Here is a 26,358-nt window from a genome sequence, read left to right as displayed (position 1 = left end):
ACATGTTTCCGGTCGGGGATGTCATGACCTTCGCCGGACCACCCCGTAACCGACGACGCCCGCGATGGCCAGAACGAGGAACAGGCCCGTCCGTGTTCCTCCGATGTCGGTGCGGCGGCCCTCGTCGGCCTGCGGGTCGCCGCCGGGGACGGGCCGCGGCGACGCGGGCGGCGACGGACGGACCGCGACGGGCAGCGCCACCCGGTGCAGCGGCTGGTCGACGCCTTCGGAGCCGACCAGGACGGAGCGTCCGTCGGCGCCGTAGGTGATCGACTCGCCCTGCTTCTGCGCGGGCAGCGCGACCGATCCGAGGGACTTGCCGGGTTTGCCGTCGGCGCTCATCGCGTAGACGCGGGCGCCGAAGTACGTGCGGATGACGTAGGACCGTCCGTCCGGGGCGAACGCGCCGTCGGTGGCGATCGACGGGGCGTCGCCCACCTTGCGGAGCCGGTTGAACCCGTTCGTGCGCAGGGTCTTGGGGGCCGCGTAGAGGGCGGCGCCGAACAGCTTGCTCGCGATGTAGAGCCGGTTCGTGCGCGGGTCGATCATCATGGTCTCGGCGTTGCGCGGGCCGTCCTCGTACTTGAACCGGAACGCGGTGGCGCGGATCGTGCGGGTGCGCAGGTCGGCGGGCTCGGGGATGCGGTAGACGGTGACGTACGGCCAGGCGCCGCCGAGGTTGTCGCCGATGTCGGCCACGTAGATCGCGGGGCGGCCGCGCTCGTCCTCGCCGATCGCCATGGCCTCCCAGTCGCGGGCGGTCGCGCCGCCGAGCGTGAGGACGGCGACGGTGCGTCCCCGGGAGTCGAGCGCGTACACGTTCGGGGAGCCGCCGGAGTCGTTGTGGGTGTAGATCACCCCGGGATGCCGCTTGCTGACGGCGAGTCCGCTGGATTCGGAGATGCGCGGATCGGAGACCCGGAACAGCACCCTGTCCTCGGCGTCTGCGGCCACGGCGGGCGCAGCCGTCCCCGCCACCAACGCGACCGCACCGCACAAGGCGACGAACCGCCACGGCCCGGACGGACGCGACATGCCTCATCCTCCCCGCACGCGACGCACGACGGTCACTTCAGCAGCGCACCGGCGACCACGGCCAGGACGAGCGCGGTCAGCACGGTGGGAAGCAGCCATTGGGGCGCGCGGTTCACAGACGCCACCTTATGCGCCCCCACCCCCACCCCGAACCCATACCCCCCAGCCCGACACCCAGACGCGAACCCGCGCCGAAGGAGCCCCAGCCACAGAGGCCCGATGCGTAAGAGCCGCACAGAACCAGGACTCGCACGCAGAGCCGTATACACGCGAACCACCGGGTCAGGGCCGCACCGCCGCAGAGGGCTTGATCATCCGGACCGAAGGGAGGATGATCAAGCCCTCTGCGGCGGTGCCAAAAAGGCCCTGACCCCGCCGCGACGAAGTCGCGGCAAAGCAAACACAGCAACTGCACCCACCAGTCCAGCCGAACTACCGGACCAGGGCGATCACCGACCTCAGCCCAGCCGCTCCACCACATAATCAATGCAGGCAGTCAAAGCCTCCACGTCGGCCGGATCGATAGCCGGGAACATCCCGATCCGAAGCTGATTACGCCCCAGCTTCCGATAAGGCTCGGTGTCCACGATCCCGTTAGCACGCAGCACCTTCGCCACGGCACCAGCATCGACCCCATCAGCGAAGTCGATCGTCCCGACCACCTGCGACCGCTTACCCGGGTCAACGACGAACGGAGACGTGTACGACGTCTTCTCCGCCCACGTGTACAGCCGCTGCGCGGAGTCGGCGGTGCGCCCGGTCGTCCAGGCCAGGCCGCCCTGCTCGTTCATCCAGTCGAGCTGGTCGGCCAGGAGCAGCAGCGTCGCCACGGCCGGGGTGTTGTACGTCTGGTCCTTGGCGGAGTTGTCCACGACGGTCGTCAGGTTGAAGAACTCCGGGACGTACCGGCCGGACGCGGAGATCTCCGCGATCCGGGCGAGCGCGGCGGGCGAGGCCAGCGCGAGCCACAGGCCGCCGTCGGCGGCGAAGCACTTCTGCGGCGCGAAGTAGTAGACGTCGGTCTCGGACACGTCCACGGGCAGGCCGCCCGCGCCGGAGGTGGCGTCGACGAGGACGAGCGCCTCGTCGGCGGACGTCCCGGCGGGCCGCTTGATGGGCATGGCGACGCCGGTGGACGTCTCGTTGTGCGTGAGGGCGTACACGTCGATGCCGGCTTCGGCGGACGCCTCGGGGTGCGAGCCCGGGTCGGCGGCGATGACGGACGGGTCGCCGAGCCACGGCGCGCCCTTGGTGACCTTGGCGAACTTGCTGGAGAACTCACCGAAGGTCAGGTGCTGGGAACGGTCCCGCACGAGCCCGAACGCGGCGGCGTCCCAGAACGCGGTGGTGCCGCCGTTGCTCAGCAGGACCTCGTAGCCGTCGGGCAGCGAGAAGAGCTGCGCGAGGCCCGCGCGGACGCGGCCCACGACGGACTTGACGGGCTTCTGCCGGTGCGAGGTGCCCATGTAGGCGTCGCCGGTCGCGGCGAGGGCGGCGAGCTGCTCCGGGCGGACCTTGGACGGCCCGCAGCCGAACCGGCCGTCGGCGGGCTTGAGGTCGGCGGGAAGGACAAGGTGGGGATTCGCGCTGTCGGTCACTCGCAGCAGCGTACTTGACCTGCGACGAAGATCACCGCCGGGTTCACGATCCGAGACGCCCCGCGCGTCACCTGCGCCGCCGCCGGACGACGTCGAAGACGAGCCACGCGAGCCCGGCCGCGCAGATCGCCATGACGGTGCCGGGCGGGTGCAGCCAGCCGTCGCCCCGGTCCCGGGCCTCCAGCGCCGTCCGCGCCGAGTCCACGAGCAGGAAGACGAGCAGCAAGGCGGCGAGCACCCGCGCGATCGTCCCGGCGACGGCGTTGACCCGCGCCCGCCGCGCCTCGGCCGCCTCCGCCTCCTCGGCCTCCGCCTGCCGCTCCGGTTCGGGAGTGGGGTCGGGCCGCGCGGCGGGTTCGGGGCGGGTGGCGCGGGGGCCGATGTCGCCGTCGAGGGGCGCGTCTGCGTCGTCGGTCACGGAACCATCCTGGCAAACACCTTTTCATGCAGGAAAGCGGACGGTTGGATGAGGCGCGCCGATGATCGAGGGGGTGGGACGTGGGGAGTGGCCACGAGCCGCGCGGGGACAGGCTCGAAGGGCTGGAGAGCCTGTTCGAGCGGCTGCGCGAGCGCCCCCCGCGCCGCGCGGGCGACCGGCTGCGCCCGGTGCTCGTCCTGGCGGGCGCCGACGACGACCTGCGGCACGCCACCCAGCGGCTGGTCGAGCGGGCGTCCGCCGACGGCGGCCCGGTCGGGCACCTGCACGGCGCGTCCGGGTCCGGCGCCCGCACCGACATGGCGCTGCTGCTGCGCCACCTGGCGCGGCGGCTGTCGGGCGCGCGGCTGCGCTTCCCGCTGCTCAGCATGGTGCTGTGGCTGCTGGAGGTCCGCCGGATGCGGCTGCGGCAGGAGGCCGGGCAGGTCGTCGAGCTGACGACGAACGCGCAGCGCCAGCAGTGGCAGCTCGCCGCGAACCTGCGCGACGCCGAGGAGGACGCCCAGCGCCGCACGCTGCTGGCCCGGGCGATCCAGCGGCGCCGCCGCATCGTCGTCCCGGCCGACCAGCCCGGCGGGCAGGGCCGCATGGCGACCGTCCTCGGGCATCTGGAGCAGGTCGCGCCGATCGGCGTGGCGGTGGTGGCGCTGGTGTCGGCGGGCGCGGCGAGCACCCTGGACCTGGCCGCCGCCATGATCGCGGCGGGCGTCGGCGTCTCCGTGCTCGGCGGCCAGGTCGCGGCGCGCACCCGCGACCGCGCGGGCCGCCGCCGCTACCGCTGGTTCGCCTCCGCCCACCAGACCTACCTGCGCGGCCGGCGCTCGGTGGACTTCCTGGGCCTGGCCCTGGACGTCGTGTTCCGGGACGAGTCGGGCCCCGGCCCGCTGGACGACGCGATCGAGCGCCTCCTCGTCGCCGCGTTCCTCCAGGACCTGCGCATCGCCTACCGGCGCGGCGCCCGGCAGTCGGCGTGGGCGCGGGTGCGCTACCCGGCGGTCGTCGCCGGGCCGCTGCCCGAGGACGACCCGGCCCGCGCCGTCAGCCGCCGCCTGGTCCGCTGGGTGGAGGAGATCCGCCGCCGCGAGGAGCGCTTCGACCCGCTGGTGCTCGTGCTGGCCGCCGCGTCCGAGCAGGAGGCCGCCGACCTGGCCGGGACGGTCGCGGTGCGGCTCGGCGGCACCGAGCCCGCCGACCTGGCCGCGTTGCGCGAGACGCCCGAGGGGCAGCCGTTCTGGGCCGCGTACGAGCGCCGCCGGCACCGCGTCGCCGTCCTCGGCACGGCCCGGACGATCCGGGTCAACGTGCGCGGGGACGGCTCGTCGGCCGTTCCGGTGCATCGCGGACGGCGCCGTCCGTTCTGGGCGCATCCGGCGCTGCCGTGGCTGGCGATGGGCGCGGTGCTGGCTGCGTCGGTCGCGGTCATCGCGGTGCAGGCCGTCCGGTACTGCGCGCCGTTCGACGTCTGGCACGCGGCGAACCGCGAGTGCGTCGGCGTCACCGACGGCTCGACGGTCTTCACCGACCGTCTGAAGGCCGTGCAGGACCGCATCGCGGACGAGAACCGCGCCGTCGCCGACTCCGGCAAACCGTACGTGACGCTCGTCTACCTGGGCGCGATGACGATCGACCCGGCGACCCGCAACCCGCAGGCCGACCTGCTCGCGGGCATCCACGGCGAGCTGGTCGGGCTGTCGATCGCGCAGCGGCAGCACAACCAGGCGGGCGGCGCGCCCCGGCTGCGCGTCCTGCTGGCGAACGCGGGCTCGCGGTTCCGGTACGCGCGCGAGGTCGCGGTGCGGGTCCGGGAGCTGGCCGAGAAGGACCGCAGCATCGTCGCCGTGGTCGGCTTCGGCCAGTCGCGCCGCCCGACGAGCGAGGCGATCGAGGTGCTGGGCCGCTCGGCGCTGCCGATGATCGGCACGACGAACACCTACGACGGGACGGCCCGCGACCAGGGCGGCTTCTCCCCGTACTACTTCCGGCTGGCGCCGCCGAACGCGCGGCTGGCGCGGCACGCGGCGCACTGGGCGCGGACGGGCCGGGCGGGCGTCCGGGCCCGCACCGCCGACGTCTTCTACGACACCGGCCCCGACGACCTGTACAGCCGCAACCTCGCCGCCGACTTCGCGCGCAGTTTCGGCGGACGGGCCCGGATGCTGCCCTACGCCGACCCGAGCCAGGTGCCGGGCCGCGTCCTGGAGGCGTGCCAGAACCCGGCGGACGTCTTCTACTACGCGGGCCGCTCGGACGAGTTCCGGCTGTTCATCAACCGGCTGGCCAACACCGACTGCCGGGGCCGCCGCGTCGTGCTGGCCGCCGACGAGGTGACCAAGTACGTCAGCGACAACGGCGCCGAGATCGGCCGCACCGACTCGATCCGCCTGCTGTTCACGCCGCTGGCCGCCCGCGAGGCGTGGACGCCGCGCTGGATCGGCGACCGCCCGTTGCAGAACTTCTACTCGTCGTTCGACCCGGTCGTGAACGAGATCGTCGGGGCGTCCGCTCCGGCGAACATCCGCCCGTCGCGCGCGCACGCCGCGCTCGGCTACGACGCGGCCCGCACCGTCGCGGGCACCGCCGAGCGCGTCTACGGCGAGCGCCGCCGCACGCTGCCGACGGCCGCCGCGATCCTGTCGGAGCTGACCGAGCCGGGGCCGGGCGCGCAGCCGCAGGGCGCGACGGGCCTGCTGAGCTTCGGCCCACGCTCCACCGGCCACCAGGTGCCCGGCAAACCGGTCCTGCTGGCGGCCGTCCAGCCCAACGGCACGCTGACGATGGTCGCGGTCTGCGGAACCCTCGTCCGCGCCGCCCAGAACCGGGGCGACTGCCCCTGAAACGCCGGAACGCCCCCGGGGAGTCCGGGGGCGTTCGCGAAGGGCTGTCGCTAGGACGCGTAGCGCTTGAGCGCGTCCGCGGCGCCGTTGACCGCCTCGATCGAGCGGGTGCCGGGGCCGGTGTAGCGGGCGGACGGGCGGACCAGGCGCCCGGTCCGCTTCTGCTCCAGGATGTGCGCCGCCCAGCCGGCGGTGCGGCCGCAGGTGAACATGGCGGGCATCATCGCGGTCGGGACCTCGGCGAAGTCGAGCATGACCGCCGCCCAGAACTCGACGTTCGTCTCGATGGCGCGGTCCGGGCGGCGCTCGCGCAGCACGGCCAGGGCCGCGTCCTCCAGGGCCTTGGCGGCCTCGAAGCGCGGCGCGTCCAGCTCCTTGGCGGTGCGGCGCAGGACGCGGGCGCGCGGGTCCTCGGCGCGGTAGACGCGGTGGCCGAAGCCCATCAGCCGCTCGCCGGAGTCGAGAATGTCGGTGACGACGCGGCGGGCGTCGCCCAGCTCCTCGACCTTGGCGATCATCGGCAGGACGCGGGCCGGGGCACCGCCGTGCAACGGTCCCGACATGGCGCCGATGGCGCCGGAGATGCTCGCCGGGACGTCGGCGCCGGTGGAGGCGATGACGCGGGCGGTGAACGTCGAGGCGTTGAGGCCGTGCTCGGCGGCCGACACCCAGTAGGCGTCGATGGCCTGGACGTGCCGGGGGTCCGGCTCGCCGCGCCAACGGATCATGAACCGCTCGGTGATGGTGCGGCCCTCGTCCACGCGGCTCTGCGGCACCATCGGCACGCCGACGCCGCGCGCGGACTGCGCGACGAACGACAGCGCGGTGACGGAGGTGCGGGCCAGGTCGGCGCGCGCCTCCTCGTCGGTGATGTCCAGCAGCGGACGCATGCCGTACGCGGGGGCCAGCGTGGGCAGCGCGGCCTGCACGTCGACCCGGACGTCGCCGGACGTGACGGGCAGCAGGTGCGGCTCGGCGGGCGCCAGGCCGGGGTCGAAGCTGTCGTCGACCAGCAGGCCCCAGGCGTCGCCGAAGGAGACGCGGCCTACGAGATCCTCGATGTCGACGCCCCGGTATCGGAGGGCGCCGCCCTCCTTGTCCGGTTCGGCGATCTCGGTCTCGAAGGCCACGACCCCCTCAAGCCCCGGTTTGAAGTCGGACATGTCGTCCCTGCCTTTCGTCCCCATGAGTAGATAAGGCGGTAGCCGTGCCATTGAACCCTGCCCGTCCTACCGACGAGTACCCAGGTCCCTGTGTGATCCACAACGTCCCGGTGGGAAGGTGTGACGCTGTGGATCGCCCAACGCACGACCCCGCCGGACTTCGCGCATCCTACGAAAACGGGACACTCTCCCCGGACACCGCACCCGCGGACCCGCTGGAGCTGTTCGCCACGTGGTTCGAGGACGCCGTCGCCGCCGGGCTCTCCGAACCGAACGCGATGGTGCTCGCCACCGCGTCCGCCGACGCGGTGCCGAACGCCCGCGTCGTGCTGCTCAAGGGCTACGGCCCGGCCGGGTTCCGGTTCTTCACCAACCACACCTCGCACAAGGCCCGCGACCTGGCCGCCAACCCGCGCGCCGCGCTCGTCTTCCCCTGGCACGCCATGTCCCGGCAGGTGCGGGTGAGCGGCCCGGCGCTGCGGCTGACGCCCGAGGAGTCCACCGCCTACTTCCGCACCCGGCCCTACGGCTCGCAGATCGGCGCGTGGGCGAGCGAGCGGCAGTCGTCGGTCGTGGACGACCGCGCCGAACTCGACTCCCGGTACGCCGACCTCGCCGAACGCTGGCCGGATCCGGCCGTGACCGGCGCGGAGGTGCCGCGCCCGGAGTTCTGGGGCGGCTACCGCGTCGTCCCCGAGGAGATCGAGTTCTGGCAGGGCCGCCCCGACCGTATGCACGACCGCGTCCGCTACCGCCGCGCCGCCCCCGTCGCGTTCGGCGCGGAGGCGGACGCGGAGTGGACGGCCGAGCGCCTGTCCCCGTGACGGCCCGGCCCGCGCGGGGGAGCACACTGTCCCGGTGACTTCCGAACAGCAGCCGTCCCCCCAGGACGGTCCTGACGTCGGCAAGCCCGAGCCGGAGCCGAGCCGGTCCGCGCTGCGCCGGTTCGCCATCGACACCCGGCCGCTCGCGCTGCCCGACTTCCGGCGGCTGTGGATCGGGCAGAGCGTGTCGAACGTCGGGTTCCAGGTGACGGCCGTCGCCGTGCCCGTCGAGGTCTACACGCTCACCCGGTCGTCGTTCTGGGTCGGCGTGCTGGGGTTCGTCACGCTCGTCCCGCTCATCGTGTTCGGCCTGTGGGGCGGCGCCGTCGCCGACCACGTGGACCGCCGCAAGCTGCTGTTCTGGTCGTCGTGCGTCACCTGGGCCTCGACGCTGGCGCTGCTCGTCCAGGCGCTGCTGGACGTCCGCAACCTCGCGCTCATCCTGGTGATCGTCGCCGTCCAGTCCACCGGGTTCGCGATGTCGTCCCCGACGCGCGGCGCGATCATCCCGCGCATCGTCGACGGGCCGCTCGTCCCGGCCGCCAACACGCTCAACTACACCGCGAGCACGTTCGCGATGTTCGCCGGGCCTCTTCTGGCCGGACTCCTGCTCGCCCGGTACGGCTACGGCGCCGCCTACGCGCTCGACGCCGTGCTGTTCACCGTCGGCCTCTACGCGGCGCTGCGGCTGCCGCCGATCCCGCCCGCCGGGCAGGCGTCCGGGACGCCCGGACTGCGCGCCGTCGTCGAGGGCCTGCGCTACCTGGCCACGCAGCCGGTGCTGTTCATGTCGTTCGTCGTGGACATCATCGCGATGGCGATCGCCATGCCGCGCGCGCTGTTCCCCGAGGTGGCCGACACCCGGTTCGGCGGCGAGGGCGCGGTCGGGTGGCTGTTCGCCGCGATGGCGCTCGGCGCCGTCCTCGGCGGGCTGTCGTCCGGCTGGATCGGGCGCGTGCGCAGGCAGGGCGTCGCGCTCGTCGTCGCGATCGTCGTGTGGGGGCTGGCCGTGGCCGCCGCCGGGCTCGCGCCCGCGCTGTGGCTCGTCGTGGTGCTGATGGCCGTCGGCGGCGCCGCCGACCTGGTCTCGGCCGTGTTCCGTCAGTCGATGCTCCAGACCTACGCGCCCGACGAGATGCGCGGACGGCTCCAGGGCGTGTTCATCGTCGTCGTCGCGGGCGGTCCCCGCCTCGGTGACCTGCGCGCGGGCGCCACCGCCGCCGTCGCGGGCGTCACCGCGTCGTGGGTCGGCGGCGGCATCGCGTGCGCCGTCCTGGTCGTGCTGGCGGCGCTCGCCGTCCCCGCGCTGCTCCGCTACGACGCCCGCAAGCCCGCCGACCAGCAGTGACGGGAAGAAGACCGATGTCCGTTTTGTTGCCCGGGAACCGGCACAAGCGGGTTGGCGCTCGGGCCGCCGTGCGGCGGTGCGAGCAAGTAGACTTCAGGGTCACAAGACTGGAGGGAGCTGTGACCTCACATTGACCTCACATGGCCTGATCGACACCACCGAGATGTACCTCCGGACGGTGTTCGAACTCGAAGAAGAGGGGATCGTTCCCCTCCGCGCGCGCATCGCCGAGCGGCTCTCGCAGAGCGGCCCGACGGTCAGCCAGACCGTCGCGCGCATGGAACGGGACGGGCTGCTGCGGGTCGAGGGTGATCGGCACCTTGCTCTCACCGACGCCGGTCGCGGCCTCGCGACGCGCGTCATGCGCAAGCACCGTCTCGCCGAATGCCTGCTCGTCAACGTGATCGGCCTCCCCTGGGAGGACGTCCACATCGAGGCATGCCGCTGGGAGCACGTCATGTCCGAGGAGGTCGAGCGCCGCCTCGTCGCGCTGCTCGACAACCCCACGACGTGCCCGCACGGCAACCCCATCCCCGGCCTGGACGAACTGGGCGGACGCGAGCCCAGCGGCGACGCGCCCGCGCTCGCCGTCATGACCGACGTCGCCACCCGCGAGGGCACCGCCGCCGTGGTCCGCCGCATCAGCGAGCAGGTCCAGGGCGACAGCGACCTGCTGCTGCACCTCAAGCAGATCGGCGTGCAGCCCGGCCGCGAGGTCACGCTGCGCTCCACCGAGGACGGCATTCACGTGACCGTCGACGACGAGGCCGGTGTCGCGCCGCAGGAGATCGCCCGCGACATCGCCGAGCACGTCTTCGTCAGCAGGCGCTGAACTGGTGCCGGGGGGACGCGGAGCACGCGGCGCGGACGGCGGGGGCCGCCGGTCTATACCGAAGATCTCCCCGCCGCCTCGCCGTTGCGACGTATCCCGCCGCCCGATCCGTCGTTCAATACAGGTGGGGCCTTCCACGGGTGGGGGCCGCCTTCGCCAGGGTCCGGGGCCGGTCGTCAGGATGAGCGCATGAACCAGTGGGGTGAGCCGCCGTTCGGGGCGCACCTGCCGCCCGAGACCGTCCTCAACCAGATGGAGATGGCGGTCGTCGTCTGCGACCGGTTCTCCAACGTCATCTACGGCAACGCGTTCGCCCGGCAGCTCTTCGGCTTCGGCAACGACGTCGTCGGGCACTCGGTGCTGTCCCTCGGCATCGCCGAGGAGGACCACGAGCAGGCCGCCGAACTCGTCCGGTACGTGCTCAAGGGGCACGTCTGGGAGGGGACGTTCTGCAACGTCCGTTCCGACGGGTCGATGGTCTACACGCGGGCGCACGCGGTGCCGCTGCGGCACCCGTCCGGCGCCGTCGACGGCATCGTCATCATGGCGCGCGAGGCGCTGCGCTCCAACCAGCGCGAACAGGACCGGTACGGCCTGCTGGAGCGCATCGGTGAGCGGCTGGCCGGTTCGCTGGAGCTGGAGTCCACGCTGCGCCGCGTCGCGGACACCCTCGTCCCGCAGTTCGCCGACCACTGCTTCATCGACCTGTTCTCCGGCGACCGGCTCGTCCGCCGGGTGTCCGCGCACGCGGGCGGCTGGGTGCCGCCGCCGGGCACCTGGGCCGAGGTGGGCGAGGCCGTCGCGTACCCCGCCGGGCACTTCTGCGCCAAGGCGATGAGCCGCCGCGACGCCGTCCTCATCGAGGACATGCTCCAGTACCGCTACGCCGAGCACGACGGCCAGGGCGACGACCTCGGCCTCACCTCGGTGATCTCCGCGCCGCTGCTGGTGCGCGGCGAACTGCTCGGCGTGATGAGCATGGCGCTGTCCAACCTGTCGCGCCGTCCCGACCCGCACTACGACGGCTTCGACCGCGACCTGCTCGGCGCGATCTCCAGCCGGGTCGCGCTGTCGATCGACAACGCGCTGCTGTTCGAGCAGGAGCGCGAGACCGCGCTGGCGTTCCAGAAGCACCTGCTGCCCGCCGACCTGCCGCCCCGGCTCGACGGCCTCCAGGTCGCCTGGCGGTACGAGCCCGCCCGGCCCATCGAGTCGCACGGGCACGGCATCCAGACGCAGGTCGGCGGCGACTGGTACGACGTCATCCCGCTGTCGGCGGGGCGCGTCGGGCTCGTCATCGGTGACGTCGAGGGGCGCGGGGCGCGGGCGGCGGCCGTCATGGGGCAGTTGCGGGCGGCGCTGCGGGCCTTCGCGCAGGACGACAAACCCCCCGCCGACATTCTCCGCAAGCTGGACGAATGGGTGCGGACGATGACGCGTCCCGAGCGCACCCGCTCGAACTGGTCCGGCGACGACCTCGTCCGGCCGCCGCTGGTGTCGTGCACCTACTTCGTCTACGACGCGTGGTCGCGCGTGCTGGAGTTCGCCAACGCCGGGCACGATCCGCCGCTGCTTATCGTCGACGGCGAGGTCGGTGAACTCGACTTCGAGTCCGCCGGGGCGATGCTCGGCGTCCGCGCGCCCGGCCTCGGCGGCGAGATCCTGTTCAACGAGGAGACCGCCGAGCTGAAGCCCGGCTCCACCCTCGTCCTCTACACCGACGGGCTGATCGACCGGCGGCCCAAGGAGAACGGCGAGTACCACTCGCGCGACCGCGCCCGCGAGATGGTCCGCGACGCGGTCGCGGCCGTCGCCCGGCGCGACGTGGAGGCCATCGCGGAGGCCGCCTACCTGGCGGTCCCGGGGGAGATCGACGACGATGTCGCGATCGTCGTCATCCGCACCGCGTCCGACGAACTCGACGTCCGCGAGCGCACCTTCGCCGCCGAGCCGATCATGGTGTCGGAGGCGCGGCGGCTCGCCGCCGACGCCTTCGACGACTGGGGCATGGCCGACGAACAGGCCGAACTCGCGCACCTGCTGGTGTCGGAGGTCGTGACGAACGTCGTCCTGCACGCCACGGCGACGCCCGCGCCGCGCCGCGAACTCGTCCTGGACGGCCCGCCGCCCGGCTTCGGCGACGCCTTCGACGAGGACGACTGGAGCCTCGACCTCGACCTGGCGTCCCAGCTCGGCCGCCGCGAACCCCCCACCAAGGAGTTCCGCCTGCGCCTGCGCAGGGGCGCCGACGCGGTCTGGGTCGAGGTCTTCGACACCGACATGCGCCTGCCGCGCATCAAGAGCGCCGGCGAGACCGACGAGGGCGGGCGCGGCCTCTACCTGGTCGACCAGCTCGCCACCCGCTGGGGCGCCCGCCCCACCCCCAACGGCAAGGCCGTCTGGTTCGAACTCCCCCTCACCGGCCGCTGACTCCCCGCACGGGCGAGTGCGGCGGCGCGGGCAGGGTCGCCTCCGCGCCACCGCACCCGGTGGTTATGACGGGTCCTCTCCGTTGGACATGAGGATGCGGACGTCGGTGCGCCACTGGTCGTCGGAGGTCGCTTCGGCCAGCCGCCGCGCGATGTAGTGCAGCGAGTCGCACAGGGAGGTGCTTTCCGGCCCGCCGAGCGCGATCATGAGGTCCGGGAGGGAATTCCACGTGCGGATCTGCGCGCCGTAGTCCTTGGGATAGGCGACCCACACGCACCCGTCCGCCGCGTCGTCCACCTCGAAACGGTAGCCGGGCCACATCGCGTCGAGCACTTCCACGATCGACGCGTACGGATGCTCGCCCGACCGCAACAATTCCGGCACGCCCGGCCCGCCATTCTCCAACTTGCCGTTCTCCGGCCCGCCCTTCCCCGGCCCGCCCTTCCCCGGCCCGCCCTTCCCCGGCCCGCAGCTCTCCGACCCGCCGTTCTCCAGCGCGCCGTTCTCCGGCCCGCCGTTCTCCGGCGCGCCCCTCTCCGGCCCGGCATCGTCGCGCCCGGCCGTGTTCCGCCCGGCCGCGTTCCGCCTGGCCGTGTTCCGCCTGGCCGCGTCGCGTCCGGCCGTGTTCCGCCTGGCCGCGTCGCGCCCGGCCACGTCGCGCCCGGCCGCGTCCCGCCTGGCCGTGTCGCGTCCGGCCGCGTCGCGCTCGGCGTCGTCGCGCTCGGCCGCGTTTCGCTCAGCCACGTCGCGCCCGGCCGTGTTCCGTCCGGCCGTGTTCCGCCCGGCCGCGTCGCGCTCGGCCGCGTTTCGCCTGGCCGCGTCGCGCCCGGCGTTGTCGCGTCCGGCCGTGTTCCGCCCGGCCGTGTTCCGCCCGGCCGTGTTCCGCCCGGCCGCGTTCCGCCCGGTCGCGTCGCGCTCGGCCGTGTCGCGCCCGGTCGCGTCGCGCTCGGCCGTGTCGCGCTCGGCCGTGTCGCGCTCGGCCGTGTCGCGCTCGGCCGTGTCGCGCTCGGCCGTGTTCCGCCCGGGCGTGTCGCGCTCGGCGGCGTCCGGTTCGGTGGTGTCGGGTCCGCTTGTGCGGCGGAAGGGGATGATTTTCATCCTTCGCCCGTTCCGTTGTGGAACAGGCGCAGGACCTCCGCGCGGTCGAACCGCAGATGCCCGGCCGGGGTGCGGCCGGGGGACAGGAATCCCCGCCGCGTCCACCGCACCACCGTGTAGGGGGTCACGCCGAACAGCCGCGCGACCTCGCTGGTCTTCATGCAGTCTGGATAACCGCTCACGTTGCCTTTCCTCTCCTGAAGTGATCGACCACCAGGTGGAACGGGACCGTTCACACCGCTTCCTCCACATCGGCCGGGTCCAGCACGACCCACACCGACTTCTCCGACACCTCCGCGACCCAGCCCAGATCCACGGCCACGGTCGCCAGCATCGCCAGGCCGCGCCCGCTCTCGGCCAGCATGTCGTCCAGACGGCCCAGCACCGGCGCCTTGCCCGGCGCACCGTCACGGACCTCCACCACCAGCCCCGCCGCCGCCGGATAGACCCGAACGCCCAGCAACCCCCCGCCGTGCCGGATCGCGTTACCCGCAAGCTCACTGACCGCCCACGCCGCCCGCTCACCCATCAACGAGCCGAACCAGGCGCCGACCAAGCACCCCAGCACCTGCCTCAGGGGCCGCAGGTCGCCCACCGGCTCCGGAGCTCCGAGCAGTTCCACTCGGCCCACCGGCTCCGGCGCCGGCCCCGGCGTCACCCTCCGCCCCCGCGCCCCGCCCCCGCCCGCACGGGCCGCCCGCTCCGCTTTCCCCGCCGCACGATCCCGATCACCCGAGCCCCTTTCGGCCGCGAGGGAGAAGCCGTTCGCGATCATCAGAACATTCACGGTCTCGCACCCTTCCGTCGAAGAGATTTCGTTTTCCGGCCCCCAGGATTCACCGTCGGATCTATGGTGGGGAACACAAACAGACGGTACGTGGATGGTTACCGCGAAGGGAGCGATGCGATGTCCGTATCGACCACTTTCGAGCCCCGAAGCAGCCTGCGCGCGCAGTTCGCGTACACACTCCAGATCGTCCGCAAACTGAAGGGAGAGAAGCAGGACGACGTGGCCCGAGCCCTCTACGTCTCCCGCGAGACCGTCTCCGCCTGGGAGACCGCCCGCGTCCTCCCCGACGAGGAGACCTGCGCCAAGATCGACGCCCACTACGGCACGGACCAGCTCTTCCAGGTCCAGTGGGACCACGCCCAGCGCACCCACGTTCACGAGTGGTTCGAGACGTACCTGGAGCACGAGCAGGACGCGGATGACATCCGGACGTTTGAGCCGCTCGTTATGCCCGGACTCCTCCAGACGGAGGCTTACATGCGTTCTCTGGAGAGCTCGCAGCCCCTTACCGAGGGGATGATCCAGCAGCGTCTGGCGCGCTGGACGATGCTTGAGCGCACGAACGCGGCGGACCTGTGGGCCGTCGTGGACGAAGCCGCGATCCGTCGGCCGGTGGGCGGGGCGGCCGTGATGCGGGAGCAACTCGCGCACGTGCTCACGACCGCAGAGAGCGACAATGTCACGATCCAGGTCGTCCCCGAGCAGCACGGTAGTCATCTGGGGATGAACGGCGCTCTTCTGCTCCTCCGCAGGCACGACGGTCGGCGTATCGGCTACGTTGAGGCGCAGCTCGGTGGAAGACTGGTGGAGGACGACGCCGAGGCCCGTCGCCTGGAGCGACGCTTCAACCGGACTGTCGCCAAGGCGCTGTCCGAGCACGACTCTCTTGCTCTGATCAACCGCACGATGGAGGAGATGGAATGATCGAGTGGCGTAAGAGCACCCGTAGTCAGGGCGACGGTGGGAACTGCGTCGAGCTGTCCACGAACGTCACCGAGGCCGTCCGCATCAGGGACTCCAAGAACCCGACCGGCCCGCACCTGGCTCTCACCAGGCCCCACCTGGCCGGTCTCCTCACCGACGTCAAGTCCGGCTCCCTGGACCTCTGACCCACCCGGCGCGGTGCCAGCCGCATTACCGGAACGGTCCCGGCCCCCGACACGCCCCCCGCGTCTCGGGGGCCAACGCACTTCTTCCTGGCACACTCCCGTCGCCCGTGTTATCGAAGGGTGAGGTCCATGCACACCGACCCACCCGAAAGGGCGACGACATGATCGAGTGGCGCAAGAGCTCCCGCAGCCAGCAGGGAGGCCAGGGAAACTGCGTTGAGCTGTCCACGAACGTCACCGAGGCCGTCCACATCAGGGACTCCAAGAACCCGACCGGCCCCCACCTGGCTCTCACCAGACCCCACCTGGCCGACCTCCTCACCAACGTCAAGTCCGGCACCCTGAACCTCTGACCCACCCCGCCCCGAAACGGTCCCACGGCCCCGACACGCCCTCCGGCGTCTCGGGGCCGGGGGACCGTTGGCTTTGCGTCGACGGCGTCCGGAATCACGCGCTTGCCCTCAACCGGACTTGAGGTCCTACGGTCTCTGCATGACCTGCACGGCGTGCAGGCTCCGAGTCGAAGACCCGAGGGGGACACCCATGACGACCGAGCAGATCTCCGATGCCGAACTCGCCGGACAGCCCGCCGCGTACTGGACCGGTGTCGCCTATCAGGCGCTCATCGCCTACACCCGGGCCCAGCAGGCCGCGAAGGGCTACACCCAGCCCCAGTTCTGGCTCCTGCGCAACCTGTCGGAGAACGACATCTCGCCCGACGGCGAGGGAAGGACCCTGCCCGAGCTACAGGAGGCCATGACCTCCTACATCCGGCCCGAGGACGACCTGGCGGCGGAGGCCGAGGTGCTCCTAAAACGCGGCTGGCTGACCCGCGACGTCGAAGACCGGCTGTGGCTCACCAAGGAAGGGGAACAGGCCCGCGTAGACCTCGCACGCAACGCCCCCGCCATCCGCGCCACCCTCCACGAGGGCATCGACGACGCCGACTACGTCACCACCCTGAAGGTCCTCCAGCAACTGATCCACAACGCAGCCGGGCCAGACGCCCACTAGATCGAGAAACCGGACGAGCCACCCGCCCCTGGCAAACTCACGACAGCCCACCAACGTGACCATCCCGCCCTAGTCCGCGGTAAGGCCCCCGATACCGTGACGAGACCACTGCCCTGAGTCACCTTGTCGCCGGGCCGCATCCTCCCCAGAGGCTCCGGCAGAGTCGATGCCCCGATGGACGTGGGATGCGCGTCATTTCGGGTTGGTCGGGGTGCGCTTTCGGTTGAAGAAATCGACCAGGCCGTGGGGGGAGTCGGCGGCGAAGCACAGGTCGAGGCCGCGGGACGACATGCGGGCCGCGACGTCCGCGCGTGGGAACATCGCCGTCTCGTAGCGCAGGAGGGCGGCCTCCACGTCGTCGCCGTGCTCGACCAGCGCCAGCGCCAGCTCGCAGGCGTCCAGCATCGCGGCGTTCGCGCCCTCACCCGCGAACGGCGACATCAGGTGCGCGGCGTCACCGATCAGCGTCACGCCCGGGGTGCGCGGCCACGAGTGGCCGGTGGGGAGGGCGTAGATCCGGCGGGCGGTGACCTCGTCGTCGCAGTGCCGGATGAGATCGGTCAGCGCCGGGTGCCAGTCGGCGAACTCCGCGAGCAGCGCGGTGCGCACGGCGGTCACGTCGGCGGTGTCGAGGCCGTGGGTCTCGATCCAGTCCTCCGGGGTGCGCAGCATGGCGCCCAGGTGCAGGTCGCGGCCGCCGTGGCCACCGATGTTCTTGTTGTCGGACAGCGCGAACAGGCTCCCGGCGCCGACCAGCTCGGCGGAGGCGGGCAGCCTCGTCGGCGCGTCCGTCACGCGGAGGTCGACGTAGCTGATCCCGGCGTACTGCGGGACGGCGGCCGACAGCAGCGGGCGGACCCGCGACCAGGCGCCGTCGGCCCCGATCACCAGGTCGGCGGTCCGGCGCGCGCCGCCGTCGAAGGTGAGCTCGAACCGCCCGTCGTCACGGCGACGGGCCGTGGTGAGCTTGTGACCCCATGCGACCCGGCCGGGGTCGAGCGAGTCCAGGAGGAGGGCTCGCAGGTCCGTCCGGTCGATCTCGGGCCGTCCGGTCGTCCCGTCGGGGGGCGACTCGTCGATGAAGACCGTGCCGGTCTTGTCCATCACCCGCATCGCCTCCGCCTGCGGCCGGGTCAGCCGGGTGAACCGCTCGTGCAGGCCGGCCTCGCGCAGGGCCCGCTGGCCGGACTCGACGTGCAGGTCGAGCAGGCCGCCCTGACGCCGGGCGCTGGCGGAGGCGTCGAGCTCGTAGACGGTGCTGTCGACGCCGTGCCGCTGGAGAATCCGCGCCAGCACCAGGCCGCCGATGCCGCCGCCGACGACGGCGATGGAGGGGGTCATGGGGCACCTCAAGTCGTATACGGTGTACATGACTAGTCGTGTACACCGTAAGTGACCCGGTAGGGTGCTCGCAACCCACGCGAGGAGCGCCGCCGTGACCGACGAACCACCGCCCGTCATCTGGGCGCGCCTCTCCGGCCAGGGTCGCGGCCCGGCCCGCACCCTCGACCACGGCGCCATCACCGCGGCCGCCGTCGCGCTCGCCGACGAGGAGGGCATCGACGCGGTCTCGATGCGCAGGATCGCGAGCCGGATGGGGCACAGCGCGATGTCGCTCTACCGGCACGTCGGGGGGAAGGACGACCTGACCGAGCTGATGTACGACGCGGTGCTGGGGGAACTGGATCTGGACGGGATGCCGTCGGGGGACTGGCGGGCCGACCTCCGGCGGCTGGCCGGGGAGATGCGCCGGCTCCACCACGCCCACCCGTGGATCACCCGGTTCGGGCACCGGCCGACGCTCGGGCCGCACGCGCTGCGGTTCCGCGAGATCGGCCTGGCCTGCGTGGACGGGATCGGCCTGGAGATCGACGCGATGATGGACGTGCTGGCCACCGCGCTCCAGTTCACCAAGGGTTACGTCGCGCAGGAGCTGGGCGAGGCGGAGGCCCGGCGGCGCACGGGCCTGGACCGCGACGGCTACCGGCGCAGCACCGCTCCGTACCTCACCGAGCTGCTGGCGAGCGGTCGCTTCCCCGCGCTGCGGCGGGTGGTCGTCGAAGCCGACGACCACCGAGATCCCGACGCCGTGTTCGAACGCCGCCTGGAGATGGTGCTCGACGGCCTGGCCGCCCGCGTGGCCCCCTAGCCGGGCCGCCCGCACTCATTGCGCTCGGGTGCGCAGGGCGCGGTCGAGGGCGTCGAGGGTCCACGTCCAGGAGGCTTCGGTGGGGCGGGGCGTGTGGGCGAAGGCGCTGGCGGCCTCCAGGGACGTGAAGCCGTGGAAGGTGGCGCCGAGCATGCGGACGGCGTCGGTGGCGTCAGGTTCGGGCAGGGCGTAGCCGCGCAGGACGGCGCGGGCGAGTTCGGAGTGGCGCGGGGCCGCGCTGCGGGCGGCCGTCTCGGCGTCCAGCGGGGCGCGGGACGCGGCGTACCGGCCCGGGTGCTCGCGGGCGTAGTCGCGGTAGGTGCCGCCGAGGGCGGCCAGGGCGTCGCGGCCCGCGCGTCCGGCGAGCGCGGCGGCGGCGCGGTCGGCCATCTCGGCCAGCGCCAGCAGCGTGACCCGCGTCCTCAGCTCGTGCACGTTGGCGATGTGCGCGTACAGGCTCGGGTCCTTGACGCCGAGCCTGCGCGCGACGGCCGCGACCGTCAGCCGCTCGAACCCGATCTCGTCGGCCAGCTCGGCCGCCGCGCGGTCGAGGCGCTCGCTGATCCTAGGGGTGCTTGCCATTTGCCTAATACTATTAGGCGACCTAGCCTGTGTCCATGGAACCTCTCACCGAACGCGACATCCGCACGTCGTTCGTCAACTGCTCCAAGGGCGAGGCGAAGCGGCTGGGCGTCCCGTCCGACCTGGCGGCGCTTCCGTGGGACGACCTGGACTTCCTCGGCTACCGCGACCCTGGCGCCCCCGCGACGGGCTTCGTCGTCGCGGAGAACGGCACCGGGCTCGTCGGCGTCGCGCTGCGCGCCGTGAAGGGCAGCGCGCGCGGCTTCACCGCCCGCAGCATGTGCTCCCTCTGCCTGACGACGCACAGCAGCGGCGGCGTCGCCCTGATGACGGCCCGCCGCACCGGCGAGTCCGGCCGCCAGGGCAACACCGTCGGCCAGTACTTCTGCACCGACCTGGCCTGCTCCCTCTACATCCGAGGCCACAAGAAGGCGGTGGGCACCGAACTCACCGAAACCCTCACCACCGACGAGAAGATCGCCCGCACCCGCACCAACCTGACCACCTTCCTCGCCCGCGTCGCGGAGTGACCCCGCGCGGAGCGTGCCGCCGCCCGCGAGCGGGTTCAGCGTCGGGCGGGTGGGAAGCCGTGGGTGCGGGAGGCCGCGACCAGGGCCGCGACCGGCGCGAGGAGCGCGAGGACGGCCCACGGGAACGACGCCGGGCCCGCCGCGTCCAGCAGGAGGCCGCCGGTGACGCCCCCGGCGGCCATCGCCAGGTTCCACAGGGTGACGAGCATCGCCTGCGCCGCGTCGGCCTGGTCGCCGCCCGCGTCGTTGACGGCCGTCTGGAGCAGCGTCGGCGCGCCGCCCCAGCCGAGGCCCCACAGCGTCACCGCCGCGTAGACGACGGCCGGATCGCCCGACGTCGCCGCCAGCAGCGTCGCCGCGACCGCGAACAGCAGCACGCTCACGATGGTCAGCGTCCGCAGCCGCCGGTCGATGTGCGCGCCGACGAACCAGATGCTCAGCAGCGACGCGGCGCCGAACACGAGCAGCACGGCGCCGGTGGAGCCGCCCATCCCAGCGTGGTCGAGGAACGTGGCGACGTAGGTGTAGAGGATCGTGTGCGCGAGGACGAACACCAGCGTCACGGTCAGCACGGCCGCGACGCCGGGCACCCGCAGCGCGCCGAGCAGCGGCGGGCGCGTCCCGGCCCGCTGCCCCGGCTGGTCGGGGACGAGCGCCGCGATCCACGCGATGAGCAGCACGGCGAGCACGGTCATGGCGCCGAACGCGACGCGCCAGCCGAGCAGCCTGCCGAGGAACGTCCCGGCGGGCACGCCCAGCGCCAGCGCGACCGGAATGCCCGTCATGACGAGCGCGACGGCCCGTCCCTGCAAGTGCGCCGGGACCATCCGGCGCGCGTATCCGGCGAGCAGCGCCCAGGCGAGCCCGGCCGCGACCCCGGCCAGCGCCCGCGCCGTCATCGTCAGGACGTAGTGCGCCGACAGGGCCGTGACGGTGTTCGCGACGGCGAAGCCGGTCATGGCCGTCAGCAGCACCCGCTTGCGGCGCCAGGCGGCGGTGGCGGCGGCGAGGGGGAGCGCGGTCAGGACGGTGCCGAGCGCGTAGATCGTCACGGTCTGCCCGGCGGCGGACTCGGTGACGCCGAGGCCCGCGCTCATCGCGGGCAGCACCCCGGCGGGCAGCGTCTCGGTGAGGCTGGTGACGAAGACGGCCGTCGCCAGCGCGAGCAGGGCGGGGAGCGGCAGCCGGTCCGAACGGGTGGCGGTTAGGGTGTTCGCAGACATGCGGCCTATGCTCAAACCCTCACATTGATGTGAAGGTCAAGCGAAGGGGGCCCATGCGCATCGGAGAGCTGTCGGAACGCACCGGAACGGCCCGCAGGCTGCTGCGCTACTACGAGGAGCAGGGCCTCATCAACCCGTCGCGCGCGGCCAACGGCTACCGCGAGTACGACCCCGCCCTCGTCGACCGCGTGATCCAGATCCGCGGCCTCCTCGACGTCGGCCTCCCCACCCGGCTCATCAAGCAGATCCTGCCCTGCCTGGACAAACCCCGCGCCATCCACTTCCCCGACGCGACCCCCGAGATGCTCGCCACCCTGGAACGCGAACGCGACCGCATGAGCACCCGCATCACCGTCCTCACCCGCAACCGCGACGCCATCGACGAGTATCTCGCCGAGGTCCGCACCGGCGCGCGCTAGGCCGGGCGGGCCGAGACGTGGACCCACGACTGGGTGAACCAGAGTTCGCCGCCGATGACGCGGGGACGGGCGCCGGTGCGGGGGCCGCCGTCGACCTCCGCGATGAGCGCGAGGCGCAGCGTGTCGGCGGTGGGCTCGTCGAGGGACGCCAGCCAGGGCTCGGCGGGACGTTCGACGGTGAAGGCGTCCAGACGGCGGACGTCGCCGCCCGCCGCCGCGATGAGGTCGGTCAGGGCCGCCAGCGACGGAACGCCGGACCGGACGCCCGCGCGGTGCCCGGCCAGCCCGCCGCGCGCCGTCTCCCCGAGGTCGCCGCGGATCAGCTCGGCCAGCACCAGGCGCCCGTCGCGGCGGCACACCCGCAGCAGCTCGCGCAGCACCCGCGCCGGGTCGCCCAGCGCGAACAGCGCGAACCGGGCCGTGACGAGGGAGAACGCGCCGTCCTCGTAGGGCAGGTCGGTCGCGTCGGCGTGGACGGCGACCGGGTCGGGGGCGCCGACCGCCGGGCGCGGCGGCACGGTGGGAACGGTCCCGTCCTTGATGCGGACCGGCCCGGTGGGGAACTCGACGGTCGCGGTCCGGCCGCCCGGCGGCGCGTCGGCGGCGTCCACCGAGACGACCTGCCGGACGTACGGCGCGAGCGCCCCCGGGAGCGGCCCCGGCCCGGCGGCGACGTCGAGGCACACGTCGCCCGCGCCGGGTTCGGTGAAGGCCAGCAGCCGCCGCAGGTGCGGGGCGAGCGCGGAGCCCGCCTCCCGGGTGCTCGTCGCCGGTCGGCCCACGTCGGATCTCCCTCGGCTCGGCGGCCGCCCGCGCCGCCCCGCCGTCCGGACGGACGCGGGGCTTGGACGGGAGGCCGGTTCTCCGGGATATGACGCGTCCTGCGGGGCGAAGGTTCGCGCGCCGTCAGCGGCCGTTGATGTCCTGTCCCCACATGGCGAGGGCGACGAGGACGAAGATGATGATGACGGCCGACTTGCCGGGGACCGGCAGCCGCAGCTTGCCCGCCGCCCAGCGCACCGCGAACGCCGCGAGCACCGCCACGACCGCCAGCGAGAGCAGTCCTTCCATGGGCCACCTTCGATCCGGGGTACCGGGGGCCTCCAGCCTAGACCGCCGTCCGGCACTACGCTCACGCGTGTGACCGATGAGAAGCAGGACGCCAAGAACCCGATCGACGCCCGCCTCGACGCCGCCGTCGCGTCCCTCGCCCGGGGCCGCGTCGTCCTCGGCCTGGCGGCGTTCGCCGCCCCCGACGTCACCGCCCGCGTGCTCGGCGTCCGCTCCGGCCCCGACGCCGGACGCGACTACGTCACCCGCGCGTTCGGCGCCCGCGAGATCGTCCTGGGCGCCGGTTACCTGCTGGCGCGCGGCAAGAACAAGCGCATCTGGCTCCGGCTCGGCCTCGCCGTGGACGCGCTCGACACCGCCGCCGGCCTCAAGACCCGCCACCACCTGCCCGGCTGGGTCACGGCCGCCGCCGTCACGGTCTCGGGCAGCGCCGCCGCGATCGGCGCCGCGAAGGTCTCCCGCGACCTGCTGCCCTGACCTGCGCGTTCCGCGTGATCTTCCCGGTGCGCCGGGGTAGGGAGATCTCGGGGACGGGCGGCATGGGGGTGCGGCGTGGCGGCTCACAGGGCGGTGGACGGCGAGGACGCCGTGATGCCGAAGGGGCGGGATCTCGCCGTCATCCTCGGCTCGCTGATGCTGGCGATGCTGCTGGCGGCGCTCGACCAGACGATCGTCTCGACGGCGCTGCCGACCATCGTCAGCGACCTGGGCGGCCTGAACCACCTGTCGTGGGTGGTGACGGCGTACCTGCTGGCCGCGACGGCGTCCACGCCGCTGTGGGGCAAACTGGGCGACCAGTACGGGCGGAAACGGCTGTTCCAGACGTCCATCGTGATCTTCCTGGCCGGGTCGGCGTTGTGCGGCCAGGCGGGCGACATGGCGCAGCTCATCGCGTTCCGCGCGGTGCAGGGGCTGGGCGGCGGCGGGCTCATGGTGCTCGTCGTCGCGATCGTCGGGGACGTCGTCCCGCCGCGCGACCGGGGCCGCTACCAGGGCCTGTTCGGCGCCGTGTTCGGCGTGGCGAGCGTGTGCGGGCCGCTGCTGGGCGGCTGGTTCGTCGACAACCTGTCGTGGCGGTGGGTGTTCTACATCAACCTGCCGATCGGGGCGCTGGCGCTCGTCGCCATCGCGGTCGTGCTGCGGACGCCGTCGCGGCGGCACCGGCACCGCATCGACTACCTGGGCACGCTGCTCATCGTCGGATGGTCGGTGGCGCTGGTCCTGCTGACGACGTGGGGCGGCACCGAGTACGCCTGGCTCTCCCCGCAGATCATCGGGCTCGGCGCGCTCGCGCTCGTCCTGATCGCCGCGTGGATCTGGGCGGAGCGCCGCGCCGCCGAACCGGTGCTGCCGCTGGGCCTGTTCCGCGCGCCGGTGTTCTCGGTCGGGTCGGCGATCAGCTTCGTCGTCGGGTTCGCGATGTTCGGCGCGCTGACGTTCATCCCGATCTACCTCCAGATCGTGCACGGTGTGACGCCCACGATGTCCGGCGTGCACCTGCTGCCGATGATGGCGGGGCTGCTCGTCGCGTCGATCGGGTCGGGGCAGCTCATCAGCCGCACCGGCCGCTACCGGATCTACCCGATCGTCGGGACGCCGCTGATCGCCGTCGCGCTGTTCCTGCTGTCGCGGATGGACGAGACGTCCTCCACCCTCCAGCTCAGCCTGCGGTTCGCGCTGCTCGGCTTCGGGCTCGGCCTGGTCATGCAGGTCATCGTCATCGCCGTGCAGAACCAGGTGCCCTACGCCGACCTGGGCGCCGCGACGTCCGGCGTGACGTTCTTCCGGCAGATCGGCGGTTCGTTCGGCGTCGCCGTCTTCGGGTCGGTGTTCGCGGCGCGGCTGGCGCACAACATGGAGGAACTGGTGCGGCGCGGCGAGCTGCCGCCCGGCTTCGACCCGGACGCCGTCCAGGGGAATCCGGCGCTCATCGACCGGTTCCCGCCGCCGGTCCGGCAGGACTTCCTGCACGCCTACTCCGACGCGATCCAGACCGTGTTCCTGTGGGCGGTGCCGTTCGGCGTCGTCGCGTTCGTGCTGACGTGGTTCCTGAAGGAACTGCCGCTGCGCTCGACGGCGCAGGCCCCCGACTACGGCCCGTCGCTCGGCGGCGCGTCCGCGCGCACGTCGCAGGAGGAGGCCGAGCGGTCGCTGTCGGAGCTGCTGCGGCGCGACAGCGGCGCGCGCGAGATGTACGCGCGGCTCGGCCCGGCCGCCGGGGTCGACCTGCCCGCGGGGGAGATGTGGGCGCTGTGCCGGATCGCTCGGGAGGAGCGCGTGTCCGGCCCGGCGCTGGCCGACCGCGCGGGGATCTCGGTGGACGAGGGCCGCCCGTTCGTCGACGGGCTCGTGGCGCGCGGCTACGTCGAGCGCGACGCGGGCGACCTGGTGATCACGCCGCCGGGGCGCTCTGTCGCGGAGCGGCTCGTCGCGGCGCGGGTGCGCGGCCTGGCGCACTGCCTGGAGGGCTGGTCGCCCGAGGACCGGCCGGAGCTGACGGAACTGCTCGTCGGACTGGCCCGCGACACGCTCGGGGACGACGCCGAGGGACGCGCCGTCCACGGGCCCGACCGGCCCTGACTTACCGGACGGTAATATTGCGCTCCGGCGGACGGAGACACAGCTCACATCGCTTTGCACTCACGCCGATGTAATCTCATACTGACTTAAACCGAATCTCACTCGGTTATGGGACGGAACCCTAACCCCGCACTTTGGAGGCGTAGTGGCCGAGGCGTACATCGTCGGCGCGGTCCGTACCCCCGTCGGAACCAAGAAGGGCGCCCTCAAGGACGTCCACCCGGCCGACCTCGGGGCGCACGTGCTCAAGGAACTCGTCGGCCGCACCGGGGTGGACCCCTCGGCCGTCGAAGACGTCATCATGGGCTGCGTCATGCAGGTCGGCCCGCAGGCGCTCGACATCGCCCGCACCGCGTGGCTGTCGGCCGGGCTGCCCGAGAACGTTCCCGGCGTCACCATCGACCGGCAGTGCGGCTCGTCGCAGCAGTCGATCCACTTCGCCGCGCAGGGCGTGCTGTCGGGCACGCAGGACCTGGTCGTCGCCGCGGGCGTCGAGCAGATGGCCAAGGTGCCGATGGGCGCCAGCATCGTGCAGGGGCTCGACTTCCCCTTCGGTGAGGGCTGGGCCGAGCGCTACGGCATGCAGGAGATCTCCCAGTTCCGCGGCGCGCAGCTCATGGCCGAGAAGTGGGGCCTGTCCCGCGAGGACCTGGAGCGGTTCGCGCTGGAGAGCCACCGCCGCGCCGCCAAGGCGATCGAGGCCGGGTACTTCGACCGCGAGATCGCCCCGATCGCCGGGCTCGCCAAGGACGAGGGCGCCCGCCCCGACACCTCGATGGAGAAGATGGCGGGCCTCAACCCGCTGCGCGAGGGCTGGGCCATCACGGCCGCCGTCGCCTCGCAGATCTCCATCGGCGCGTCGGCGCTGCTCATCGCGTCCGAGGAGGCCGTCAAGCAGTACGATCTGACGCCCCGCGCCCGCATCCACACCCTCGCCATCACCGGCTCGGACCCCGTCTACATGCTGACCGGCCCGATCCCGGCGACGGAGAAGGCGCTCGCCAAGTCCGGCCTGAAGATCGACGACATCGACGCCTTCGAGGTCAACGAGGCGTTCGCGCCCGTCCCGCTGGCGTGGGCGGCCGACACCGGCGCGTCGCTGGAGAAGACCAACCCCAACGGCGGCGCCATCGCCCTCGGCCACCCCCTCGGCGCCACCGGCGGCATCCTCATGACCAAGCTCCTGCACGAACTGGAGCGCACCGGAGGCCGCTACGGCCTCCAGACGATGTGCGAAGGCGGCGGCCAGGCCAACGCCACCATCATCGAGCGCCTCTAGAACGCCCCGGAACG

Annotated in this window: 27 protein-coding genes; 15 read left to right on the top strand and 12 right to left on the bottom strand. The window is 72.8% G+C overall.

The window, feature by feature from the left end; all coding sequences use genetic code 11:
- Nucleotides 1-21: 21 nt before the first annotated feature.
- From C229_RS30850 to C229_RS0115870, 3 genes are all read right to left on the bottom strand, one after another.
- On the bottom strand, nt 22-1,035 hold the full coding sequence (locus tag C229_RS30850) for a hypothetical protein (protein ID WP_018656065.1): 1,014 nt from the start codon (nt 1,033-1,035) through the stop codon (nt 22-24).
- A 458-nt stretch (nt 1,036-1,493) separates the two neighbouring features.
- The gene (gene serC / locus C229_RS0115875) at nt 1,494-2,633 is read right to left on the bottom strand and encodes a phosphoserine transaminase (RefSeq protein ID WP_018656064.1); all 1,140 of its coding nucleotides are present in this window, start codon (nt 2,631-2,633) and stop codon (nt 1,494-1,496) included.
- Nucleotides 2,634-2,700: 67 nt separating this feature from the next.
- Nucleotides 2,701-3,051: a hypothetical protein gene (locus tag C229_RS0115870; protein WP_018656063.1), complete on the bottom strand. Its 351-nt coding sequence runs from the start codon at nt 3,049-3,051 to the stop codon at nt 2,701-2,703.
- A gap of 80 nt (nt 3,052-3,131) precedes the next feature.
- Between C229_RS0115870 and C229_RS0115865 the strand changes: the two genes are divergently transcribed.
- Entirely contained in the window at nt 3,132-5,903 is a 2,772-nt protein-coding gene (locus tag C229_RS0115865) for an ABC transporter substrate-binding protein (RefSeq protein WP_018656062.1), read from the top strand.
- A 50-nt stretch (nt 5,904-5,953) separates the two neighbouring features.
- Here C229_RS0115865 and C229_RS0115860 read toward each other — a convergent pair whose 3' ends face one another.
- Nucleotides 5,954-7,066, bottom strand: coding sequence for a citrate synthase 2 (locus tag C229_RS0115860; protein WP_018656061.1), 1,113 nt, complete (start codon nt 7,064-7,066; stop codon nt 5,954-5,956).
- Between the two features lie 128 nt (nt 7,067-7,194).
- On the opposite strand from C229_RS0115860, the gene pdxH reads away from it, so the two are divergent.
- The 4 genes from pdxH to C229_RS0115840 all read left to right on the top strand — a co-directional run bounded on the left by pdxH (nt 7,195) and on the right by C229_RS0115840 (nt 12,500).
- A complete protein-coding gene (gene pdxH / locus C229_RS0115855; protein WP_018656060.1) occupies nt 7,195-7,890 on the top strand; it encodes a pyridoxamine 5'-phosphate oxidase in 696 nt (231 codons plus the stop codon).
- Nucleotides 7,891-7,924: 34 nt separating this feature from the next.
- The gene (locus C229_RS0115850) at nt 7,925-9,238 is read left to right on the top strand and encodes an MFS transporter (protein ID WP_018656059.1); all 1,314 of its coding nucleotides are present in this window, start codon (nt 7,925-7,927) and stop codon (nt 9,236-9,238) included.
- A 130-nt stretch (nt 9,239-9,368) separates the two neighbouring features.
- Nucleotides 9,369-10,070 carry an iron-dependent transcriptional repressor DtxR gene (locus tag C229_RS0115845; RefSeq protein WP_018656058.1) on the top strand — a complete coding sequence of 234 codons (702 nt, stop codon included), beginning with the start codon at nt 9,369-9,371 and terminating at the stop codon, nt 10,068-10,070.
- A gap of 189 nt (nt 10,071-10,259) precedes the next feature.
- Nucleotides 10,260-12,500, top strand: coding sequence for an ATP-binding SpoIIE family protein phosphatase (locus tag C229_RS0115840; RefSeq protein WP_018656057.1), 2,241 nt, complete (start codon nt 10,260-10,262; stop codon nt 12,498-12,500).
- A gap of 63 nt (nt 12,501-12,563) precedes the next feature.
- Here the strand turns inward: C229_RS0115840 and C229_RS0115835 are convergent, their stop codons facing one another.
- The 3 genes from C229_RS0115835 to C229_RS32965 form a co-directional block, all read right to left on the bottom strand.
- Complete coding sequence (locus tag C229_RS0115835; protein ID WP_026313842.1) at nt 12,564-13,598, bottom strand: hypothetical protein; 1,035 nt, start codon at nt 13,596-13,598, stop codon at nt 12,564-12,566.
- Nucleotides 13,595-13,759 (bottom strand): MerR family DNA-binding transcriptional regulator, encoded by a 165-nt coding sequence (locus C229_RS33675; protein WP_018656056.1) that lies wholly within the window; start codon nt 13,757-13,759, stop codon nt 13,595-13,597. The genes C229_RS0115835 and C229_RS33675 overlap by 4 nt, the downstream gene beginning before the upstream one ends.
- Nucleotides 13,760-13,830: 71 nt before the next feature.
- On the bottom strand, nt 13,831-14,220 hold the full coding sequence (locus C229_RS32965; protein ID WP_240487287.1) for an ATP-binding protein: 390 nt from the start codon (nt 14,218-14,220) through the stop codon (nt 13,831-13,833).
- 285 nt (nt 14,221-14,505) lie between these two features.
- Between C229_RS32965 and C229_RS0115820 the strand changes: the two genes are divergently transcribed.
- From C229_RS0115820 to C229_RS0115805, 4 genes are all read left to right on the top strand, one after another.
- Complete coding sequence (locus C229_RS0115820; protein ID WP_018656054.1) at nt 14,506-15,312, top strand: helix-turn-helix domain-containing protein; 807 nt, start codon at nt 14,506-14,508, stop codon at nt 15,310-15,312.
- Nucleotides 15,309-15,497, top strand: a complete 189-nt coding sequence (locus tag C229_RS0115815) for a DUF397 domain-containing protein (RefSeq protein ID WP_018656053.1) — start codon at nt 15,309-15,311, stop codon at nt 15,495-15,497. The genes C229_RS0115820 and C229_RS0115815 overlap by 4 nt, the downstream gene beginning before the upstream one ends.
- Before the next feature lie 161 nt (nt 15,498-15,658).
- Nucleotides 15,659-15,850: a DUF397 domain-containing protein gene (locus tag C229_RS0115810; protein WP_018656052.1), complete on the top strand. Its 192-nt coding sequence runs from the start codon at nt 15,659-15,661 to the stop codon at nt 15,848-15,850.
- A gap of 190 nt (nt 15,851-16,040) precedes the next feature.
- Nucleotides 16,041-16,511 (top strand): MarR family winged helix-turn-helix transcriptional regulator, encoded by a 471-nt coding sequence (locus C229_RS0115805; RefSeq protein WP_018656051.1) that lies wholly within the window; start codon nt 16,041-16,043, stop codon nt 16,509-16,511.
- Nucleotides 16,512-16,703: 192 nt separating this feature from the next.
- Here the strand turns inward: C229_RS0115805 and C229_RS0115800 are convergent, their stop codons facing one another.
- A complete protein-coding gene (locus tag C229_RS0115800) occupies nt 16,704-17,852 on the bottom strand; it encodes an FAD-dependent oxidoreductase (protein WP_018656050.1) in 1,149 nt (382 codons plus the stop codon).
- A 94-nt stretch (nt 17,853-17,946) separates the two neighbouring features.
- On the opposite strand from C229_RS0115800, the gene C229_RS30840 reads away from it, so the two are divergent.
- Nucleotides 17,947-18,660, top strand: coding sequence for a TetR/AcrR family transcriptional regulator (locus tag C229_RS30840; protein ID WP_018656049.1), 714 nt, complete (start codon nt 17,947-17,949; stop codon nt 18,658-18,660).
- 15 nt (nt 18,661-18,675) lie between these two features.
- On the opposite strand, the gene C229_RS0115790 is transcribed toward C229_RS30840, so the two are convergent.
- Nucleotides 18,676-19,242, bottom strand: coding sequence for a TetR/AcrR family transcriptional regulator (locus C229_RS0115790; RefSeq protein WP_018656048.1), 567 nt, complete (start codon nt 19,240-19,242; stop codon nt 18,676-18,678).
- Nucleotides 19,243-19,277: 35 nt separating this feature from the next.
- On the opposite strand from C229_RS0115790, the gene C229_RS0115785 reads away from it, so the two are divergent.
- Nucleotides 19,278-19,772 carry an FBP domain-containing protein gene (locus C229_RS0115785; RefSeq protein WP_018656047.1) on the top strand — a complete coding sequence of 165 codons (495 nt, stop codon included), beginning with the start codon at nt 19,278-19,280 and terminating at the stop codon, nt 19,770-19,772.
- A 35-nt stretch (nt 19,773-19,807) separates the two neighbouring features.
- Here C229_RS0115785 and C229_RS0115780 read toward each other — a convergent pair whose 3' ends face one another.
- Nucleotides 19,808-20,995, bottom strand: coding sequence for an MFS transporter (locus C229_RS0115780; protein ID WP_018656046.1), 1,188 nt, complete (start codon nt 20,993-20,995; stop codon nt 19,808-19,810).
- 53 nt (nt 20,996-21,048) lie between these two features.
- On the opposite strand from C229_RS0115780, the gene C229_RS0115775 reads away from it, so the two are divergent.
- Nucleotides 21,049-21,414, top strand: coding sequence for a MerR family transcriptional regulator (locus C229_RS0115775; protein ID WP_018656045.1), 366 nt, complete (start codon nt 21,049-21,051; stop codon nt 21,412-21,414).
- On the opposite strand, the gene C229_RS0115770 is transcribed toward C229_RS0115775, so the two are convergent.
- Nucleotides 21,411-22,196 carry a class I SAM-dependent methyltransferase gene (locus tag C229_RS0115770; RefSeq protein WP_018656044.1) on the bottom strand — a complete coding sequence of 262 codons (786 nt, stop codon included), beginning with the start codon at nt 22,194-22,196 and terminating at the stop codon, nt 21,411-21,413. The two genes, C229_RS0115775 and C229_RS0115770, sit on opposite strands and share 4 nt — an antisense overlap.
- 124 nt (nt 22,197-22,320) lie before the next feature.
- Nucleotides 22,321-22,485, bottom strand: coding sequence for a hypothetical protein (locus tag C229_RS34695; RefSeq protein WP_018656043.1), 165 nt, complete (start codon nt 22,483-22,485; stop codon nt 22,321-22,323).
- 69 nt (nt 22,486-22,554) lie between these two features.
- On the opposite strand from C229_RS34695, the gene C229_RS0115760 reads away from it, so the two are divergent.
- From C229_RS0115760 to C229_RS0115750, 3 genes are all read left to right on the top strand, one after another.
- Nucleotides 22,555-22,962 carry a hypothetical protein gene (locus C229_RS0115760; RefSeq protein ID WP_018656042.1) on the top strand — a complete coding sequence of 136 codons (408 nt, stop codon included), beginning with the start codon at nt 22,555-22,557 and terminating at the stop codon, nt 22,960-22,962.
- A gap of 114 nt (nt 22,963-23,076) precedes the next feature.
- Complete coding sequence (locus C229_RS0115755) at nt 23,077-25,065, top strand: MFS transporter (RefSeq protein ID WP_033424460.1); 1,989 nt, start codon at nt 23,077-23,079, stop codon at nt 25,063-25,065.
- 145 nt (nt 25,066-25,210) lie between these two features.
- Nucleotides 25,211-26,344, top strand: coding sequence for an acetyl-CoA C-acetyltransferase (locus tag C229_RS0115750; protein ID WP_018656040.1), 1,134 nt, complete (start codon nt 25,211-25,213; stop codon nt 26,342-26,344).
- Nucleotides 26,345-26,358 lie beyond the last annotated feature (14 nt).

Origin of the sequence: Actinomadura flavalba DSM 45200 (genome assembly GCF_000374305.1) — a bacterium.
GTDB lineage: Bacteria > Actinomycetota > Actinomycetes > Streptosporangiales > Streptosporangiaceae > Spirillospora > Spirillospora flavalba.
The sequence above is the reverse complement of the archived record's forward strand: the minus strand, read 5'-3'. Positions and strand labels throughout refer to the sequence as shown.